The 17,910-nt window shown below is 63.4% G+C and carries 19 protein-coding genes and 1 tRNA gene; 11 read left to right on the forward strand and 9 right to left on the reverse strand.

All coding sequences use genetic code 11. The features are described 5' to 3' along the window. Positions 1-9 precede the first annotated feature (9 nt). Both rdgB and rph read right to left on the reverse strand, forming a co-directional pair. Positions 10-621: an RdgB/HAM1 family non-canonical purine NTP pyrophosphatase gene (gene rdgB, locus F466_RS0101420; protein ID WP_018649114.1), complete on the reverse strand. Its 612-nt coding sequence runs from the start codon at positions 619-621 to the stop codon at positions 10-12. A gap of 278 nt (positions 622-899) precedes the next feature. Further along, on the reverse strand, positions 900-1,628 hold the full coding sequence (gene rph / locus F466_RS0101425; protein ID WP_012983836.1) for a ribonuclease PH: 729 nt from the start codon (positions 1,626-1,628) through the stop codon (positions 900-902). A 165-nt stretch (positions 1,629-1,793) separates the two neighbouring features. On the opposite strand from rph, the gene F466_RS0101430 reads away from it, so the two are divergent. From F466_RS0101430 to F466_RS0101450, 5 genes are all read left to right on the forward strand, one after another. Beyond that, a complete protein-coding gene (locus F466_RS0101430) occupies positions 1,794-2,657 on the forward strand; it encodes a YicC/YloC family endoribonuclease (protein WP_018993279.1) in 864 nt (287 codons plus the stop codon). A gap of 14 nt (positions 2,658-2,671) precedes the next feature. After that, a complete protein-coding gene (locus tag F466_RS0101435; protein WP_012983838.1) occupies positions 2,672-2,899 on the forward strand; it encodes a DUF2835 family protein in 228 nt (75 codons plus the stop codon). Positions 2,900-3,000: 101 nt separating this feature from the next. Next, positions 3,001-3,432: an Hsp20/alpha crystallin family protein gene (locus F466_RS0101440; protein WP_012983839.1), complete on the forward strand. Its 432-nt coding sequence runs from the start codon at positions 3,001-3,003 to the stop codon at positions 3,430-3,432. 240 nt (positions 3,433-3,672) lie between these two features. Then, positions 3,673-4,587, forward strand: coding sequence for a DnaJ C-terminal domain-containing protein (locus F466_RS0101445; protein ID WP_012983840.1), 915 nt, complete (start codon positions 3,673-3,675; stop codon positions 4,585-4,587). A 37-nt stretch (positions 4,588-4,624) separates the two neighbouring features. After that, entirely contained in the window at positions 4,625-5,977 is a 1,353-nt protein-coding gene (locus F466_RS0101450; protein ID WP_018993280.1) for a DegQ family serine endoprotease, read from the forward strand. Positions 5,978-6,188: 211 nt separating this feature from the next. On the opposite strand, the gene F466_RS0101455 is transcribed toward F466_RS0101450, so the two are convergent. Beyond that, entirely contained in the window at positions 6,189-6,626 is a 438-nt protein-coding gene (locus tag F466_RS0101455) for a molybdenum cofactor biosynthesis protein MoaE (protein WP_012983842.1), read from the reverse strand. Between the two features lies 1 nt (position 6,627). Further along, positions 6,628-6,861 (reverse strand): molybdopterin converting factor subunit 1, encoded by a 234-nt coding sequence (gene moaD / locus F466_RS0101460; protein WP_018139470.1) that lies wholly within the window; start codon positions 6,859-6,861, stop codon positions 6,628-6,630. 45 nt (positions 6,862-6,906) lie between these two features. On the opposite strand from moaD, the gene moaC reads away from it, so the two are divergent. From moaC to def, 6 genes are all read left to right on the forward strand, one after another. After that, entirely contained in the window at positions 6,907-7,398 is a 492-nt protein-coding gene (gene moaC / locus F466_RS0101465) for a cyclic pyranopterin monophosphate synthase MoaC (protein ID WP_018139471.1), read from the forward strand. After that, complete coding sequence (locus F466_RS0101470) at positions 7,395-9,623, forward strand: AsmA family protein (RefSeq protein ID WP_018993281.1); 2,229 nt, start codon at positions 7,395-7,397, stop codon at positions 9,621-9,623. The genes moaC and F466_RS0101470 overlap by 4 nt, the downstream gene beginning before the upstream one ends. Before the next feature lie 70 nt (positions 9,624-9,693). Continuing rightward, positions 9,694-10,749, forward strand: coding sequence for an A/G-specific adenine glycosylase (gene mutY, locus F466_RS0101475; RefSeq protein WP_018993282.1), 1,056 nt, complete (start codon positions 9,694-9,696; stop codon positions 10,747-10,749). After that, on the forward strand, positions 10,733-11,008 hold the full coding sequence (locus F466_RS0101480; protein ID WP_012983847.1) for an oxidative damage protection protein: 276 nt from the start codon (positions 10,733-10,735) through the stop codon (positions 11,006-11,008). The genes mutY and F466_RS0101480 overlap by 17 nt, the downstream gene beginning before the upstream one ends. Positions 11,009-11,100: 92 nt before the next feature. After that, positions 11,101-11,176, forward strand: a tRNA-Phe gene (locus tag F466_RS0101485). Between the two features lie 28 nt (positions 11,177-11,204). Next, entirely contained in the window at positions 11,205-11,741 is a 537-nt protein-coding gene (gene def / locus F466_RS0101490; protein WP_018993283.1) for a peptide deformylase, read from the forward strand. A gap of 3 nt (positions 11,742-11,744) precedes the next feature. Here the strand turns inward: def and F466_RS0101495 are convergent, their stop codons facing one another. From F466_RS0101495 to F466_RS0101515, 5 genes are all read right to left on the reverse strand, one after another. Continuing rightward, entirely contained in the window at positions 11,745-12,164 is a 420-nt protein-coding gene (locus F466_RS0101495) for an SRPBCC family protein (RefSeq protein WP_018993284.1), read from the reverse strand. 57 nt (positions 12,165-12,221) lie between these two features. Further along, positions 12,222-12,542, reverse strand: coding sequence for a hypothetical protein (locus F466_RS0101500; RefSeq protein ID WP_018993285.1), 321 nt, complete (start codon positions 12,540-12,542; stop codon positions 12,222-12,224). A 583-nt stretch (positions 12,543-13,125) separates the two neighbouring features. Continuing rightward, positions 13,126-14,847: a hypothetical protein gene (locus F466_RS0101505; RefSeq protein ID WP_018993286.1), complete on the reverse strand. Its 1,722-nt coding sequence runs from the start codon at positions 14,845-14,847 to the stop codon at positions 13,126-13,128. Beyond that, positions 14,844-16,523: a hypothetical protein gene (locus F466_RS0101510; protein WP_018993287.1), complete on the reverse strand. Its 1,680-nt coding sequence runs from the start codon at positions 16,521-16,523 to the stop codon at positions 14,844-14,846. The genes F466_RS0101505 and F466_RS0101510 overlap by 4 nt, the downstream gene beginning before the upstream one ends. 298 nt (positions 16,524-16,821) lie before the next feature. Continuing rightward, positions 16,822-17,478: a hypothetical protein gene (locus tag F466_RS0101515; protein ID WP_018993288.1), complete on the reverse strand. Its 657-nt coding sequence runs from the start codon at positions 17,476-17,478 to the stop codon at positions 16,822-16,824. Positions 17,479-17,910 lie beyond the last annotated feature (432 nt).

Genomic DNA, 17,910 nt, shown 5'->3' on the forward strand with positions numbered 1-17,910 from the left:
GGCGCCGGCTCAGTGATCGGCACGTTCCCGCAGTTGTGCCACCAGTTTGGCCAGGGCCTGGCCGCGATGGCTCAGGCGATTCTTGGCCTCCGGGGGCAGTTCGGCCGAGGTGCAGCCCTCCTCGGGCACAAAGAACAGCGGGTCGTAGCCGAAGCCGTTGGCACCGCTGGGCTGCTCGACGATGCGGCCCGGCCAGACCCCTTCGGCGATCAGCGGCGAAGGATCCTCGGCATGTTCCAGAAACACGACGACTGCGCGAAACCGCGCGGCTCGCTGGGCCTCGGGGACACCCGCCAGCGCCTCCAGCAGCTTGGCGTTGTTCGCGGCATCGTCCGCCTCCGGCCCCGCATAACGCGCGGAGTAGATGCCCGGCTGGCCGCGCAGGGCGTCGACCTCCAGGCCCGAGTCATCGGCGATCGCGGGCAGGCCGGTATGCTGCGCGGCGTTGCGTGCCTTGAGGATCGCGTTCTCGACGAAGGTCAGCCCGGTCTCGTCAGCCTCGGGCACCGCGTGTTCCGACTGCGGCTCGATCGCCAGCCCCAGCGGCTCCAGCAGGGCCCGGATCTCGCGCAGCTTGCCGGGGTTGCCGGTGGCGAGGACGACGCGACGGGATGGGTCCATGGCTCAGCCCCAGGGAGACACTGACTGATGGACACGTTCGCGCTCGAGTCGATTTTGCGTGCTGACAAGGCGTGGTGAGCGACGTGTAGCCGAGCTACATAAGCGAGCCGCAACGCAGTCAGCGGGCAAAATCGGCCGAGCCCCGTCCGTCAAGAATTTGTGGGGTTGGCACCCCATGTTCCCCGATCCTGCGTTGCGCCGCTTGCCGGTAGCACCACTACCGACTGCGCGCCGCGCCTGGTCTCGGGAAACATGGGGCGCCAACGCGAACGTGTCCATCAATCAGTGTCTCCCTTGGCCAGCGCCGCCCGCTGGGCCTCGACGATCTGCTGGATGCCCTTCTCGCCCAGATCCAGCATCTGGTTCAGCTCGTCGCGGCGGAAGGCATGGCCCTCGGCCGTCCCCTGGATCTCGATCACGCCGCCGGCCTCGTTCATCACCAGGTTCAGGTCGGTCTCGGCCTGGGAGTCCTCGTCGTAATCCAGGTCGAGGACCGGCGCACCGTTGAAGATGCCCACCGAGATCGCCGCCAGGTGCCCGTGCAGCGGGTCCTTGCGGATCATGCCCTGCTCGCGCGCCTTGCGGATCGCGTCGCGCAGGGCGACATAGGCACCGCTGATCGAGGCGGTACGGGTCCCGCCGTCAGCCTGGATGACATCGCAGTCGACGATGATCTGGCGCTCGCCCAGGGCCTCCAGGTCAACCACGGCGCGCAGGGAGCGGCCGATCAGACGCTGGATCTCCATGGTGCGTCCGCCCAGCTTGCCGCGCGCGGCCTCGCGCGCCATGCGGTCGTGCGTCGAGCGTGGCAGCATGCTGTACTCCGCCGTCACCCAGCCGCGACCCTTGTTCTTCAGCCACGGCGGCACGCGCGACTCGATGGTCGCGTTGCACAGCACCCGGGTGTCGCCGAACTCCACCAGCACGGAACCCTCCGCGTGCCGGGTGAAATGGCGGGTAAAACGCACCGGGCGCATCTCGTCGGCTTGTCGGCCACTGGGTCGCATGCTTGATCCTTGCTAGATTGGAGTGGCGCGCAGTATACGGGAGACGGGAGAGGCTCTCACATGAGCGCGCCCGCGGCGGATCTGGGGCAAAGGCGGCCGAAGACGCCAGCAAATCACACGCGCACCGGGCTGTTACCACGCGCAGGGCTATCAACAGGGGACCTTATGATCGCGAGCATGACCGGCTTCGCCCGGCAGCCGATGACGCTGGACCAGGGCGTTTACGACTGGGAACTGAAGAGCGTCAACCATCGCTATCTCGAGTTGCGCATCCACCTGCCGGAGGCCCTGCGGGCGCTGGAGCCCGAGGTGCGCAATCGCCTCAAGAAACGGCTGAGTCGGGGCAAGGTCGATGTGGTGCTGCGCGATCGCGGCCAGTCGGGCGGCTCGCCCACCGCATTCGACGTGGACCGCGTGCAGTCGCTGATCGAGGCGACCGAATCCGTCGCCGACATGATGAAACACGATGCCAGCGTGTCGCCGCTGGATATCCTCGCCTGGCCCGGGGTGCTGGAGGGGGCGAAAATCGACACCGACCGCCTCGCCGGCCCCATTCTTGCCGAGCTCGATAGCGCGATCGACGCCCTGGTGGCGATGCGCGAGGCCGAGGGCCAGGAACTGGTCAACGGCCTGCGCGATCGCCTGGAGGCCCTGGCCGAGCATGTCGTGCTCATCCGCGAGCGGCGCGAGCCGATGCTGGTCGAACAGCGCGAACGCACCCTGAGCCGCATCAACGAGCTAGACCTGAGCCTGGACCCGAAGCGGCTGGAGCAGGAGGTGGCGCTACTGGCACAACGCCTGGATATCGCCGAGGAGCTGGATCGCATCGACGGCCACGTGAAGGCGGTGCGCGAGATCCTGGACAAGGACGGCCCCAGCGGGCGGCGCCTGGATTTCCTGATGCAGGAGTTCAACCGCGAGACCAACACCCTCGCCTCCAAGTCGCATGATCTGGAGATCACCCGCGCCACGGTCGAGATGAAGGTCCTGGTCGAGCAGATGCGCGAGCAGGTCCAGAACCTCGAATAATCGGTGTTTCCTTAATGCATCGCTACCGCGTGCACCTGTCCATCTCGCGCCACGAGATGGAGGACTACTACACCGGGCGCGCGGCGGTCGTCTACGCCGAGTCGGAAGGCGGCATCAGCGTGCAGTTTCCCGCCCGGCTGCTGCGTCAGCACCTCGACCAGCGCGGCGTCTATGGCGTGTTCGAGCTGGTCACCGACGACCAGCATCGCCTGCTGGATTTCCGCCGCCTCACACGGCCCTGACAGCGCGCCGCAGCCCCCTTTCCCACCCCTTGAAATTTCCCCGGCGGCCCCTATCTCCATGGGTGAGTCAGAGTTGACACCCGGAAGAGGAGGGTAAAGCCATGACAATGATGCGTTACGAACCGTGGAGCCTGCTGGGTCAGCTGTCGCGCGAACTCGGCCGCATGCCGGATATGCCCGGCACGGACGACTCCGCCGCGACGTCCGACTGGGCGCCTGCCGTGGATATCCGCGAAGAGACCGATGCCTACGTGCTGCACGCCGACATCCCCGGCGTCGACCCGAAGGACATCGAACTCCACATGGAGAACGGCGTGCTGACCCTGCGCGGCGAGCGCAAGCACGAAAGCGAAGAGGAAAAGAACGGCTACAAGCGGATCGAGCGGGTGCGCGGCACCTTCTTCCGCCGCTTCTCGCTGCCGGACACCGCGGATGCCGAAAACATCTCCGCGCGCTCCGAAAACGGGGTGCTGGAGGTTCGTATTCCGAAACAGGCACGCGTACAGCCACGCCGGATCGAGATCACGGGCTGATCCGGCACCAACCCTGCCGGCAGCCGTTACGGCTGCCGGAATTCGGGCGCTGCCGGCGCAAGCGGGCGGCGCCTCGTTTTTTGATGGCGGCAACAGGATCATCGCCACCCGTTTCATGAAGCCGATGCACGGGTGACAGCCGAATCCCGGCTATCATGGGAAAGATCGGGTACGGGCCGACAACCACCAAGGGATCCGGGTGTCCCCCGGGGATCGGACAGAGGCAACTCTGGGAGTGCAATGGAATACAAGGACTACTACAAGATCCTCGGCGTCAGCCGCGACGCCAGCCAGGACGCCATCAAGAAGGCGTACCGCAAGCTGGCGCGCAAGTATCACCCGGACGTCAGCAAGGCCCCGGATGCCGAGACCCGAATCAAGGAGGTCAACGAGGCCTACGAGGCCCTGGGCGACCCGGAAAAGCGCAAGGCCTACGACCAGCTCGGCTCCAACTGGCGCCAGGGGCAGGACTTTCGTCCGCCGCCTGGATGGGACGGCTGGGCCCAGCACCGTGGCGCGGGCGCCGGAGGCGGAGCCGATTTCGGCGGCTTTTCCGACTTCTTCGAGTCCATCTTCGGCGGTGCCGGGATGGGCGGCGCGGGCCGTCGCCGCGGTGCGGGCGGCTTCAACATGCGTGGTGCCGACCGCGAGGGTAAGGTCGAGATCACGCTCGATCAGGCCCTTAAGGGCACGGAGATCTCCGTCAACGATGCCGACGGGCGCGTGCAGCGCGTGCGTATCCCGGCCGGGGCCAAGGACGGCTCGCGCCTGCGCGTGCGCGGCCAGGGCGACCCGGGCGTGGGCACCGGCGGCTCTGGCGATCTGCTGCTCGAGATTCGCATCAAGCCCGACAGCCGCTACCGCGTCGAGGGCCGCAACCTCTCCCGCGACATCCCGATCACCCCCTGGGAGGCCGCACTGGGCGCCACCATCGAGGTCCCCACACCGCACGGCTGGGTCAACCTGAAGATCCCGGCGGGTTCGCAGTCCGGCAAGCAGATGCGTCTGAAGGGCAAGGGCCTGCCGGGCAAACCGCCCGGCGACCTGTACCTGAAGCTGATGATCCAGGCCCCGCCCGAGGACGAGGCCGGCGACTGGTACCGCAAGATGGCGGAACAGTCCTCGTTTGCCCCGCGCGCAGGGCTGACACCGTAGTTCACGGACACGTAGTGCACGGACACAAGGAGCGCGCATGCGTCGGCTGGTCTCTTTCCTGATTCTGCTGTCGACCCTCGCCTGGGCCGGCCCGGCCCTGGCACAACTCCCCGCCGAGGTCGACGGCCAGCCCCTGCCCTCTCTGGCCCCGATGCTGGAACGCACCATCCCCGGGGTCGTCAATATCGCCACCCGCGCCCGCGTGGTGGAATCCGTCAATCCGCTGCTCGACGACCCGTTCTTCCGCCGTTTCTTCGACCTGCCCGAGCGCCAGCGCGAACGCGAGCGTCAGGGGCTCGGCTCGGGCGTGATCGTGGATGCGGCCGAAGGCACCATCCTGACCAACAGCCATGTGATCGCGCGCGCGGACGAGATCCTGGTGACCCTGTACGACGGGCGCCAGTACGAGGCGGAGGTGGTTGGTACCGACCCGGCAACCGACGTCGCCGTGATCCGCATCGACGCGGAAAACCTGCGCGCGATCCCACTGGCGGATTCCGATGCCCTGCGCGTCGGCGACTTTGTCGTCGCGATCGGCAACCCGTTCGGCCTCGGCCAGACGGTGACCAGCGGCATCGTCTCCGCGCTGGGGCGCAGCGGACTCGGCGGCTCCGGGTTCGAGGACTTCATCCAGACCGATGCCTCCATCAACCCGGGCAACTCGGGCGGGGCGCTGGTGAACCTGCGCGGGGAACTGGTCGGCATCAACACCGCCATCCTGGCGCGCGGCGGCGGCAACATCGGCATCGGGTTCGCGATCCCGACCAACATGGCGCGCCAGATCCAGGATCTGCTGGTCGCCGAGGGCCGCGTCGAGCGCGGCGCACTGGGCGTCGGCATCCAGGACCTGACGCCGGCGCTGGCGCAGGCCTTCGATCTCGACGTTACCCAGGGCGCGGTCATTACCGACGTACAACCGGACTCCGCCGCGAGCCGTGCCGGGATCGAGGCCGGCGACGTGGTGCTGACCATCGACGGAAAAGCCGTGCGCAATGCCGCGGACCTGCGCAACCGCCTGGGTCTTCTGCGGGTGGGGAGCGAGGTGGAGATGCTGGTCCTGCGCGACGGGCGCGAGCGCACCCTGACCACGCGCCTGGAACGCCCCGAGATCCGCCAGGCCGAGGGCGCTGCGATCCATCCACGGCTGGAGGGCGTGCGCCTGGCGGAACACACACCGCCCGGTGCCAGTCGCAGCCGTGTCGTCATCATCGACGTGGAGGCGGGCACCCCGGGCGCCCGAGCGGGGATTCGCCCCGGCGACGTGCTGCTGGCGGTCAACCGCCAGCGCGTCGAGCACCTGTCCGATCTGCCGCGCCAGCTATCGCCGCACCAGGCACTGGAGCTGCAGCTTCGCCGCGGCAATCAGACGCTCTATCTGACGTTGCGCTAAAGCGCAGCTTTGGCAGGGGCTTCGCCTGCAGGCAGGCTCCCACAAGGGCTCTTCCAGCGCGCCGCCCCCAATGTCGTCATCCCGGAAAGCGCGCAGCGGTTATCCGGGGTCTCGGGGCCTGATATCAGCCTTGTGCAGGAGATCGCGGCTCTCCGCTTCGCTGCGGCCGGGATGACCGGGCCTGGCAGACTGCACCTCGAGCCGGGAAGGATCAGAAGCCGGGGGTGTTTTTCTCGACCCAGCGGTCGCTGCCGTCGGCGAGGCGTTCGCGCTTCCAGAACGGGGCCTCGTGCTTGAGGCGCTCCAGGATGTCGGAGCAGGCATCGCGCGCGGCGATCCGGTGCGCGGACCAGGTGGCCACCAGCACCAGGGCATCGCCCGGCCGCACGTCCCCTACACGATGCGCGACCAGACAGCCCAGCAGCGGCCAGCGCGACTCGGCCTCGGCGACGATGCGCTCCAGTTCGCGCTCGGTCATGCCGGGATAGTGCTCCAGGAACAGCCCGGTCACAGTGTCGTCTTCGTTGAAGTCACGCATGCGCCCGACAAACACGCTGGCCGCCCCGCGCGCCTCGGCCGGGATGTCCCGCTCGGCACGGGCCACCAGCGCCCAGGGGTCGAAGTCTTCGCTGTAGAGCTCGACGGCCACCTCAGCCCCCGGTCACCGGCGGGAAATAGGCGACCTCGTCACCATCGCGCACAACCGTATCCAGTGCAGCCTGTTCCTGGTTGACCGCCACCATCAGGCGTTCCGGCGGGGCATCGCCATGCAGATGCCGCCAGAGATCCCCCACCGAGATCGATTCGGTGGGCAGCTCGGCCTGCTCGTCGGCGCGCCCCATTTCCTCGCGCAGGCGTGCAAAGTAGTGAACAGTTACGGTCATGCGGGCCCCTGTCATCACGGGTTCAAGTCAAGCATTATAGCGACGATGAACGATTTCACTCACTTCGATGCCGAAGGCCATGCGCACATGGTCGATGTCGGCGACAAGTCGATCACCCACCGGGTGGCGATTGCCGAAGGCCGCATCCACATGCAGCCGGAGACCCTGCAGCGTATCCGCGAAGGCCGCCATGCCAAGGGGGACGTTCTCGGGATCGCTCGTGTCGCGGGTATCATGGGAGCGAAGCGTACCGGTGACCTGATCCCGCTGTGCCACCCCATCGGTCTGACGCGGGTGGCCCTGGAACTGGATATCGAGAGTACCGCCGTCCGTGTGCAGGCGACCTGCGAGGTCCACGCCAGGACGGGCGTGGAGATGGAGGCCCTGACTGCGGTCTCCACCGCGCTGCTGACGGTGTATGACATGTGCAAGGCCGTGGACCGCGGCATGGTGATCGATGGCGTGCGCCTGCTGGAGAAGCGTGGCGGCCGCAGCGGCACCTGGCGTGCGGACACGACGCAAGGAGAACCCCGATGAAATGGATCAAGCGCCTGCTGGCCCTGATCGCGATCCTGTTGCTGCTGGCCGTGATTGTCGCCGTTTACCTGGTCGCGACCTTCGACGCCAACGACTACAAGGAGCGCATCGAGGCTGAAGTCCGCGATGCCACCGGTCGCGAACTGACCCTGGAAGGCCCGATCGGCCTGACCTTCTTCCCCAACCTCGGCCTGCGCCTGGAAGAGGTTCGCTTCGGCAATGCCGAGGGCTTTGGCGACGACCCGTTCGCCGAGCTGGATGTCGTCGATGTCTCCGTGGCGGTGATGCCGCTGCTTCGGCGCGAGCTGGACGTGCGGCACATCGAGGGGGATGGCGTGCGCCTGAACCTGGCGCGCGACGAAGACGGGCGCACCAATTGGGACGACCTGACCGAACGTGCCGAGGATGCCCGCGACGAGGCCGTCACCGGCGACAACGGCGAGGAACGCACCGCCACCGAATCGCGTCTGGCCATGGAGCGCATCGGCATCGCCGGTGTAACCCTGACCAACACCCGGGTGCACTGGGACGACCGCATGACCGGACTGCAGGCCACGCTGGATCCCTTCCGCCTCGAGGTCGGTCGCTTCCGCCCCGGGGTGGAAACACCACTGGAGATGGAGGCCGTGGTCAACGCCGAGGGCGGTGACCTGGACGAGCCGGTCGAATTCGCGATGAACCTGGAGGGCCTGATGAATCTGGACCTCTTGAGCAATCGCTATTCCATCCGCCGCCTGAACGCGAACTTTGGCGTAGAAGGCGCCGGACTGCCGCGCCCGATCGGCGTCTCGCTGGAAACCGACGTCGCGCTGGAAATCGCTGACGAGACCAAGATGCGCTTTGAGCGCGTAACCGTTGGCGTGGGTGATGTGCGCCTGACGGGCTTCACCGAGCTGACCGGGCTGGGCGCCGGCGAAGAGCTGGCCGTGCGCAGCGAACTGCGCAGCAACACCTTCTCGGTCCCGGACCTGATGGAAGATATCGGTCTCGAACCGCCCAAAACCAATGACCCGGACGCCCTCAAGCGTGTAGCGCTGGACCTCTCGGCCCGCGGCAGCCTGACGTCACTGGAGCTGAGCCCGTTCCTGGTGACCATCGACGATACGCGGCTGACCGGCAACGCCCGGTGGGACACCAGTGGCGAGCGTCCGCTGTTCGACTTCGACCTGAGCGGCAACGAGCTGAACCTCGATCGCTACCTGCCACCCGAAGTGGAACAGGCCCGCACCGAGGGCGGCCCCTCGAATGGCGAACGCGACGACGATGACGACATCGCCATCGAGCTTCCGGTGGAGCTGCTGCGCGGGATCGACGTACGCGGCGAGATGGCGCTGGAGCGCCTGGACGCTCTGGGTATGGTGATGCGCAACATCCAGCTGGAGATCCGCGCCAACGAAGGCGACTGGCGCATCGACCCGCTGGAAGCGCAAGCCTACGAAGGCCAGCTGACCAGCCGCGTGCGCGTCGACGTACGCGAAGACACCCCGCGCTACGAACTCGCGGCCGACCTGGCCGACCTGGACATCGGCGCCCTGCTGGAAGACATGCAGGGCGATGACGCGCGGCTCATGGGCATCGGCGATCTGGAACTCGATATCGCCACTCGCGGAAACACCGTCAACGCGCTGCGCAGCGCACTGAACGGCTCCGGCTCCATGCAGTTCTCCGACGGTGCCGTTCGTGGCATCAACGTCGCCCAGGTGATCCGCCGAGCGGAGGCGCGCCTGCGCGGTGAACGGCTGGAAGAAGACGAACCCAACCAGACCGACTTCAGCGACCTGACCGGCACCTTCGACATTCGCGATGGCGTCGTGCACAACGACGACCTGGTGGCCAACTCCCCGCTCCTGCGCGTGCGTGGCGAGGGCAGCGCCGATCTTACCGATGACACCCTCGACTACCTCGTCAACACCACCATCGTGGGCACCCTCGAGGGCCAGGGCGGACGCTCCCTGGAAGACCTGAGCGGCATCCGCCTGCCGATCCGTATCTCGGGTACGTTTGGCGACCCCAGCTTTCGCCTCGACCTGGAAGACATCCTGCGCGAGCGCTTCGAGGACGATGTCCGCGACCGCCTGGGCGAAGAAGAAGACCGCCTGCGCGATCGCCTGATGCAGCGCCTCGACGGCGATCGCAGTGACGACGCCGAAGGCGAGACGGAAGAGTCCGGCGAACGCGATCTTCGACGCGAGCTGGAACGCGGCCTGCGCGAGCGCCTGCGGTAATCGTGCCGGCGAACTCGGCATTCAAGCGGCCGGCCTTCGAGGCCGGCCGCTTCATTTCGACACCCCCGCAATGACACCCTTTGCCGAACGGCTGCTTGCCTGGTTCGCCCGGCACGGCCGCAGCGACCTCCCCTGGCAGCACCCTCGCACGCCCTATCGCGTCTGGGTCTCCGAGATCATGCTGCAACAGACGCGCGTGGAGACGGTGACCCCGTACTTCCTGCGCTTCATGGAACACTTCCCCAACGTCGAATCCCTCGCGGCCGCCGACCAGGACACGGTCCTGCATCTGTGGTCCGGCCTCGGCTACTACGCCCGCGCCCGCAACCTGCATCGCGCCGCACAGCACATCGTGAGCGAGCATGGCGGAGACTTTCCGGATACGCGCGAGGCCCTGGAACAGCTCCCCGGCATCGGCCGCTCCACGGCGGCCGCGATCATCGCCCAGGCCCACGACCGGCCGGAACCTATCCTGGACGGTAACGCCAAGCGCGTCCTCGCCCGCCACGCGGCCGTCGAAGGCTGGCCCGGCAGCCCGAGCGTCCAGCGCGAACTGTGGGCCGAGGCGGAGGCACGCACCCCGACCACCCGCTGCGCTGACTACACCCAGGCGATCATGGACCTGGGCGCCCTGCTGTGTACGCGCACGCGCCCGGACTGCCCGCAGTGCCCCGTAGCCGGCGACTGCCAGGCCCTGGCGCAAGACCGGACCGGAGAGCTGCCCGCGCCGCGCCCACGCAAGAACCTGCCCACGCGCATCCGCCACGCCGCCCACCTGCAAACCGTCCAGGGCAGCCTGCTGGTACAACGCGCGGCACAGGGCATCTGGGGCGGGCTGTACAGCCTCCCCGAAGCGGCCGAGGCGCCCGAACTCGACGAGTGGGTGCGCAGCCAGTGGCCGCAGGCCGAGGCACAAGACACCAACGGGTTGCGCCACACCTTCAGTCACTACCACCTCGATCTGCGCATCCACTGCTACCGGCTCCCGCCGAACGCGTGTGGGATCATGGAAGGCGACAGGGCGATTTGGTATAAACCCGGCACATCACGGGCGGTCGGCATCCCGGCTCCCATCCAGCGTTATCTGCACGAACACAAGGATTCCGGCAATGGCACGAACCGTTAACTGCGTGAAACTCGGCAAAGAGGCCGATGGGCTCGATTTTCCGCCCTACCCCGGCGAGATGGGCAAGAAGATCTACCTGAACGTGTCCAAGGAGGCCTGGCAGGCCTGGCTCGGCCACCAGACCATGCTGATCAACGAATACCGCCTGACCCCGGTCGACCCCAAGGCGCGCAAGTTCCTGGAAGAGGAAATGGAGAAGTTCCTGTTCGGCGATGGCTCGGAAAAGCCGGAAGGCTTCGTAGACCCGAACCAGTCCTGATTCCTGGCGGTTCGGCGGCGATTGCTTGACGTAGCCGCCACGGACCGCTTTAATACCGCCCTTCGCCCGAAGGGCGAATCCCTCCGAGAAATGGCCGGGTAGCTCAGTCGGTAGAGCAGGGGATTGAAAATCCCCGTGTCGGCGGTTCGATTCCGTCCCCGGCCACCATTATCTCTCCTGTGGCACCATCCTTCCCATGAGCGTTCGCCGTATTCTGCGCATGGGACACCCTGATCTGCGTCGCGTCTGCGACCCGGTACCCGAATCCGATTTTGACAGCCCCGGGCTGCACGCCCTGGTGGACGACCTCGTCGACACCATGCACGCCAGCGAAGGCCTCGGCCTGGCTGCTGCCCAGATTGGCGTTCCGCAACGCGTCGCCGTGATCGAGATCCAGCCGGGCAATACCCGCTACCCCGGTGCCGTACCGACCGGCCGCCTGGCCCTCGTGAACCCCGTCGTCACCGTGCTGGACCCAACCCCGCAACGCTACTGGGAAGGCTGCCTGTCCGTACCCGGGCTGCGCGGGCAGGTCGCCCGGCCGCGCCACATCGCCGTGGATTACCACGAGCCCGACGGCACGCCCCGCCACCTGGAACCCGAGGGCTTCCTCGCCACCGTGTTCCAGCACGAGATCGACCACCTCGACGGTACCCTGTTCGTCGATCGCGTCACCGACACCACCCGCCTCGCCTTCCTCGACGAATACCGCGAGTTTCACGCGCAGGCGTAGGCATCACGCCCCGTGTAGGCGCGGCCAGGCGTTGCGCACCACCTCTGCCCCCAGCGCATCCAGCAGCGGGTGGGCAGCCAGGCCGAGCAGGCCATCGGTCAGGGGATTCTCGTCGCCGCAGCACACGGCCAGTTGCAGATGCGTACCGCGCGCGCTCGGTGTCAGCCGGTAACAGCCCTCGCAGGACAACCCGGCCAGCGCGCGCCAACCGAGCAGACGCGGCGGGACCGCGACCAGCACCTCCACGTCGAACGTCAGTGGCACCCCGGCCACCCGGACACGCCAGCGGTAGCGCTCGGGCCCGACGCGAGTGATCGACTCGATGGCCTCGCTGCAGGCGGCGAACGCCTCCACCCGGGCCATCAGCTCGAACACCGCTTCCGGAGCGGCGTCGATCTCCATCTCGTGGTGGATCACCGACATCGCCCACCGCTCCAGGTTGCACGGTCACCGCCGGACGGACCGGCGGCCCAGCCCCGATCAGTCGTGCACGACGATGCGGGAGCCCGCGGCGTCGATATCCACGCGCGAGCTGGAGTAGGCGCAGGCCTTCGCTACATCTTCCAGTCCCGGCATGTCATTGAGCTCCGCCAGACGATGCAGCAGGCTTCCGCCTTCACAATCGCGCGGCATGCCACTGTCGTCCAGTGTGCAGCCGAACTCGCCCTCGTTTACCGACCAGTCCATGCCGGCCGGCATCTTCAGGACCACCGGCTCCTCGTGCATCACCTGGAACTTCGCTCGCATGGCGTTCTTGCCGTCCTGCCAGTCGAGCACCGGCATGTTGTCTACGCTGCGCATGGTGTGCCTCCTTCGCGATTCCGCGAGGTTGCGACGGATTTCGCCGGGCCGTTTCCTGCCCCTTCTCTCTGACGCTAGACCCCACCCGTGAGGCGGTCAACGGTGACCCCGGTCGCGATGGGGACGGGGCTATGGCGTATTTCATCAACGGCATGGTCGATTGTTTCGCGGAGGGACACCGAAGGGCAAAAGGCAAGGTCTGACCCCCGTGGTCCTGGTCGTCCGACCCCGTGATCTCCACTTGGTGGAAACGACTGCCGACATCCACGGCTACAAGAAGAGGGGTATCCATAGCGGTGACCACCAGGCAAGATCCGACGCCAAAACTCATCCGGCGTCTCGTCTACCTTTCAGCCATCACTCCAGAAGAGTGGGCACCATCCACGTGGGACCCTCCGGATGATGCAGGGGCGGCGAAGGCGGCATTTCAGAACCGAGCACCTCCAAGCGGAGTGCGGACCCCACAAGCCACACCTCCCCCGCCGTCTCGAGTCTAGAACACCTCAACACCCTTCGCCGGCCTGCGAAATCCAAAGGTAGACCCCCGTGGTCCCCAAGCTGACCCCCGTGGTCCCACCATAAGCTATGCGTCAGGAGCCGACTTGGCACCTTCATCTTTAGATGGCGCCCAAAATTCCCGGAACAGATGGAGAGGCACAGGAAGACGGTAAAGTCGGCACGCCGTCAAGACAACCGGCCAGAAACCATATTTCACCGCTGAGAGCTCCCAAAACTCTCGCATTTTCTCGCATTCGCCGAAGACCTGTTCAAGGAGATCTTCGGTTGCCGACTCTACGTCTATTCGAGACAGATTTGCTCCGTGCATTTCGTCGTTGACGTATATGTGGTGTTCGCTCGTATCGTTTGGATACCAGTACTGGAAGTTGCAATGCTGAAGTTCCTCCCGTTTGAACGCCTCAACCTCCGCGTAGAGCTCTTGCTCGTCCAACATTGCTGCGAGTATCGAAATGAATGGATAGAGGATGCTTCCGGCGGTCGCATTCTCTCGATACGTCTCACCGGGCTGTGGATGCTCCAGCAGTTCATGGTAAGCCCTGATGTTGCAAGGGTACGGCTTATTAAATCTGTACGCGAAGACGGCGCGGTCTATTATCTGCGATAGCCATCCCCCAATGCTCTCCTTATCGTCATTCATGATCAACACCAAAACGCCTAGCGCGACATCGATACACTGATCGTCGTTGATCGGAAGGAGAAGGATCGGATTGTTGTTCACGAGCTCCTTGAGCGTGCCAGCATATGTGCTGAACGTGTCTAAGAGAGCCTTCTGATGCTCGGAACCCTCGGGAAAGTTGAGGGCATGCCAACGAATCCATAGCCCATACAGGGCTGTTCTTCCGACTAGATCGAACAGCTTAAGATTTATGTCGACGGTTGTTGAGCCATTTACTGCACTCGAAAGCCCATGGATCTTTGACGCGTGCTGAAGCACGCTCTTCGCTAAGAATTCGTTACCAACGCTCAGATAAGTATTAAAGACAGCCGTGTAAACGGACTGGATGGATTTTGCCGTATTGTTCCTTTTTTCCGCGTATCCGCGAACAAGATGCCAAAGGCGGAGCAACAAGAGTTCGGCTGCCCGGTAAGTGGATTCCAGGTTTCCTTGTTCGCGCGCCCATGCGAACAATATCCAGAGGCAGATGCTCAGCTGTCTGGTCGCCCGAATCTTTTGATCCGCCTTCACTATCTCATCGCTCAGAATTAAGTCAACGAGGCTCGAGAAGTGCTTGTAAGAGGCGTCCGCTTGATCGATGAGGGCGAGAGCCTTGCGTAGGCGCGATCTGACCGCCTCAGGGAGTAGCTCTTCCTGCAAGAAATAGGACTCGATCAAGGAGGCGATCCTGTCGCCGTTCCACTCCTCGAAGAAAATCTGCTCATTACTGTGTCTGTCTTTGTATCCCTCGATATCCGGCCGCACTTCTTCACGAATATCGCCGCCGATGCAAATGCAGATTTTTATCTTCTTCTCACGGTGCTGTTTAGGAAGCCTGTTACGGATATAGGCGTCTTGAATCTCGTCCAGAGAAGGCCTCAGAGACTGGGGTGAGGCGCTATTCCAATCAGCACGTCGGAGGTCGCCCGGCTTGATGGAGAACAAATAGACGGTCTCTTCCTCACCATCGATCGATCCGACGGCGGCGACGTCAACACCGTCCTGCCGCGTCCCTCTTCCCGGCCGCGAAAAGACGTTCATACCCATCTGGCTTAACAGGTCAGGAAGAACAGCATCCAACTCTTCGCGCTCTCGCAGGGAGGCGAGATACTCCTTGATGATTAGTTTCATTCTTGCCGCCTTTCTGCCCGAAATACCACGAGCTGATGCTCAAGACCGAGCGGATCGAGATGTGCCATTCTGGGGAGCTCAAACTCTACGGAATGCTCCTGAAGCGGTATTTCCTGACGATGCGCGTTCCCTTGGTCATCGCGGACATAGGTGACTGACGTTCTTCCGTAAAGGAGCGTCTGTTTGGTGAGCAGGCTAGACAAGACAGACTTTTCCTCCGCCTCTTTAAATGACTCTGCCATCTCGCGGCTATGATATCGGTGATAGGCCTCGCGCTGCATCTCCGAAGGGTAGAGCTCGGGAATCTCGTCGATAGACCTTAGCGCTTCGAAGTACTCATCAAGCGCCACGTTGATCTGCCGCAGCACTTCCTGTGCAACCGCAGAGCATGACCCCCTTCGTTCGTTGATGAATGTTCGGGCTTTACCGGGGTAGTTGATCAGCAGAGGGTTGAGAATTAACTTGCCTATCTGTGTGCGCGTCTGATTATCCTGCGCCTGTTGCAGGAGGGACAGCAGCATGCTGGCGGCGCTCACGGGATTCATGAAGAAGTAGGCGCAGACCTTTCTGGCGAGGAAGACGACCTCCCTACCATCTGTCATCTCTATCTCTGACGGGTCGACCTCAGCAGTAACGTTTGCGCCGCGTCCGCCGCCGACGAGAAAGGCGGCTGTGCGGCAAAGTGAGGCGTTGCCATTTAACAGCCATCTCGTGGCGGCTTTGTTCAGTAGCGTGGCATCACGCTGTATCTCATTCAGGACAGAAGTAAATACCGCGGGCTCCAGCTCTTTCTCCGTTATTAGAGGCTCAAGGGTATGGATGGCGGCATCCACTTTTCCGAGCCTGATCAACCGGTGCATCGCGTGGTCAATCGCATTGATCGTGCCCATGTTATTCGGATTCACGCGATTGATCTGGTTTAGGAGCTTCTCAGTCAGTGCTTCCGGCATTCTTTTATCCCCGAAAGCCAGAAGCGACGCGGCTGCATGTATCGTTTGATCTCCGCCCTTCTCGACAGCACTATCGACCAGCTCTATGAGTCGGTTCACCTGCGATGCATCATGCTTAATAAGACTCGCCGCGGTACGTGCTATGGTGGCGAACATATTATCACCGCTATCGGAAATAAGGGCCGCTTCAAGAGCTACATAAACAGCCTCCGAAGGTTTAATATCGTCCGACCATTCAATACTGCCAAGAGCAAAAACCGCCTGTCTGCGAATACCGATATTCTCAGCTTTCGTAAGCTGCAGTGTCTCTTCAAGGTAACCCGGCATATCGAGCTTGCACCCTGCGATTAGTGTTGCCGGTAGCAGGTCGGCGAGCTCCGGCTCAAGCTTAATATAATTTAGGGCCTGCTTCGGTCTGAGAGGGGCTTTCGCGAGAAACGTTGTGAAATAGCCAATGGTGGTTCCTGCAGCAAAATCCTGGCCGGCCTCATGCACCAAGTGGCGCACACACCGAACAACGGACAGGACTTCACTTTCGATTTCTGGCAGTGCGCGCTCGAAGACGGCCCGTACGCCGAAGAAGATGAATCCGGCCTCGCTCTTCCTGAGTGCCGAAAATGCCTCGACGATGTCGATCATCCCGTCGTTGTGCAGCGTCGCGAGCTCGTGGGCGACGTGCTCTCCCCCAATTGCAGCAGTCCGGCAAGCTTCCTCGATCGCCCCCATCAGGCTTCCTGACCGGTGGGCTTCAAGCAGTCTCTCCCGGATAAGCGGTTTAGTCGATGGGTCGTCGTTATCGTCGCTCAAAGGGTTGTGTCCTTTTTTCGACCACGATGCATAACTCGTGCTTCTGGATTTACCAAGTGCCTGATTGAGGGCAACGCGTTCAGTGAGGTCGTTGATTTCCTAGGATGCGCGGTACTATGCCCGCCCAACGCTGTCGGCAACCCGCGCCGCCGGGAACGCCTCGGCGAAGCGCCGCATGCTTTTCCGGCGGCGGGTTCACCAGTTTGTTAGGCGACTCTCAATCGGAGAAATCTTCGTCCCGCTCGTATTCGCAACCACATAACCGGCACCGTTCAAAAATCAGATCGACCGTGTCTTGACCACATCGCGTGCAGCTACCTACTGGGCCACCAACTTCCACCATCAGTTCGGATATCCGGGGCCCGTATTGTTCAGCGAACTCGTATAACTGCTCCACCAAGAGGGTCCAAGTATCGTCGTCCTTAAACTGCTCTTCTAGATCGGCCTCCAACTCTTTCGACGCAAACGCGAACACAAACGATAGGACCCTTCCAATCAGGGCCTTCGCTTCTTTTTCATGAAATTCAAACTCAAAATGCTGTATTGCATTTCGAAGATTGCGGCAGGCCAATAGAGTTTCTTTATCTGCTTCCGCTATAAGCACGCCGCCAATTGCGATCAGGCGAGAAATGGCCTTATCTACCGTGACGGTTCGCGCGGCAAGAGACGGATACTTGTCAACATTTTCCCAGATCAACGCTGGATTCACCTGTCGAAGGCGTTCCTTTAACAGAAGTTCTGAGCAATGGAATATGCTCAAAATAGCCTGCTTGTACCGGTTCGACGGTGTGGCATCCTCCCAGGCGAGCAAATGCACTGCATGGCGCAAGGAGTCGCTCGCGTTATTAAGGATGTCGAAGTGAAGTTTCTTCATTTCACAAGGCTAACAGTAGATTAGACAGAATCTGCGAGATTGGTGATATACAGATTGTGTATATTGTCGCGGCGTTCTCCTGTCGCTGGGAAACCGTTACTGCTTAACCATGCTTTTATCATGGTAGTGTGCGTCGCGTCGAGCGCCAGAGTGCCCCGCCCGCCTGGTCGAACAATATTCGGCTTCTGGTCAGATACTTATATCGGGTGACCGGGCCAACATTGGGGGAGACGGAGGGGCCGACCTTAAAGGCTTGCGGGTGGACTGATTCGGGGCGAGACGTGGAAAGCGGCTCGGGCGTGACAGAGCGCGGTGCTGTTCAGAATCGGTATGTCACTGTTATCGCAGTGTGGCGTGACGTCCGGAGACACCACGCGTGGCCCGAGAAACGTGCTTCCGGCGACAGCCGTGGCGGCGTTGCCTGCTACGATC

The organism is Thioalkalivibrio sp. ALgr1 (genome assembly GCF_000378285.1).
Lineage (GTDB): Bacteria > Pseudomonadota > Gammaproteobacteria > Ectothiorhodospirales > Ectothiorhodospiraceae > Thioalkalivibrio.

Excerpts from the sequence above, each read along its gene's own strand:
- F466_RS0101430 (WP_018993279.1), top strand. The coding sequence starts at position 1,794 with ATGATCGCGAGCATGACCGGCTTCGCCCGGCAGCCGATGACGCTGGAC.
- F466_RS0101450 (WP_018993280.1), top strand. The coding sequence starts at position 4,625 with ATGCGTCGGCTGGTCTCTTTCCTGATTCTGCTGTCGACCCTCGCCTGG.
- rdgB (WP_018649114.1), bottom strand. The coding sequence starts at position 621 with ATGGACCCATCCCGTCGCGTCGTCCTCGCCACCGGCAACCCCGGCAAG.
- F466_RS0101505 (WP_018993286.1), bottom strand. The coding sequence starts at position 14,847 with ATGAAACTAATCATCAAGGAGTATCTCGCCTCCCTGCGAGAGCGCGAA.
- F466_RS0101500 (WP_018993285.1), bottom strand. The coding sequence starts at position 12,542 with ATGCGCAGCGTAGACAACATGCCGGTGCTCGACTGGCAGGACGGCAAG.
- mutY (WP_018993282.1), top strand. The coding sequence starts at position 9,694 with ATGACACCCTTTGCCGAACGGCTGCTTGCCTGGTTCGCCCGGCACGGC.
- F466_RS0101510 (WP_018993287.1), bottom strand. The coding sequence starts at position 16,523 with ATGGGGGCGATCGAGGAAGCTTGCCGGACTGCTGCAATTGGGGGAGAG.
- F466_RS0101480 (WP_012983847.1), top strand. The coding sequence starts at position 10,733 with ATGGCACGAACCGTTAACTGCGTGAAACTCGGCAAAGAGGCCGATGGG.
- F466_RS0101440 (WP_012983839.1), top strand. The coding sequence starts at position 3,001 with ATGACAATGATGCGTTACGAACCGTGGAGCCTGCTGGGTCAGCTGTCG.
- F466_RS0101495 (WP_018993284.1), bottom strand. The coding sequence starts at position 12,164 with ATGTCGGTGATCCACCACGAGATGGAGATCGACGCCGCTCCGGAAGCG.
- F466_RS0101445 (WP_012983840.1), top strand. The coding sequence starts at position 3,673 with ATGGAATACAAGGACTACTACAAGATCCTCGGCGTCAGCCGCGACGCC.
- moaD (WP_018139470.1), bottom strand. The coding sequence starts at position 6,861 with ATGACCGTAACTGTTCACTACTTTGCACGCCTGCGCGAGGAAATGGGG.
- rph (WP_012983836.1), bottom strand. The coding sequence starts at position 1,628 with ATGCGACCCAGTGGCCGACAAGCCGACGAGATGCGCCCGGTGCGTTTT.
- F466_RS0101435 (WP_012983838.1), top strand. The coding sequence starts at position 2,672 with ATGCATCGCTACCGCGTGCACCTGTCCATCTCGCGCCACGAGATGGAG.
- def (WP_018993283.1), top strand. The coding sequence starts at position 11,205 with ATGAGCGTTCGCCGTATTCTGCGCATGGGACACCCTGATCTGCGTCGC.
- moaC (WP_018139471.1), top strand. The coding sequence starts at position 6,907 with ATGAACGATTTCACTCACTTCGATGCCGAAGGCCATGCGCACATGGTC.
- F466_RS0101470 (WP_018993281.1), top strand. The coding sequence starts at position 7,395 with ATGAAATGGATCAAGCGCCTGCTGGCCCTGATCGCGATCCTGTTGCTG.
- F466_RS0101515 (WP_018993288.1), bottom strand. The coding sequence starts at position 17,478 with ATGAAGAAACTTCACTTCGACATCCTTAATAACGCGAGCGACTCCTTG.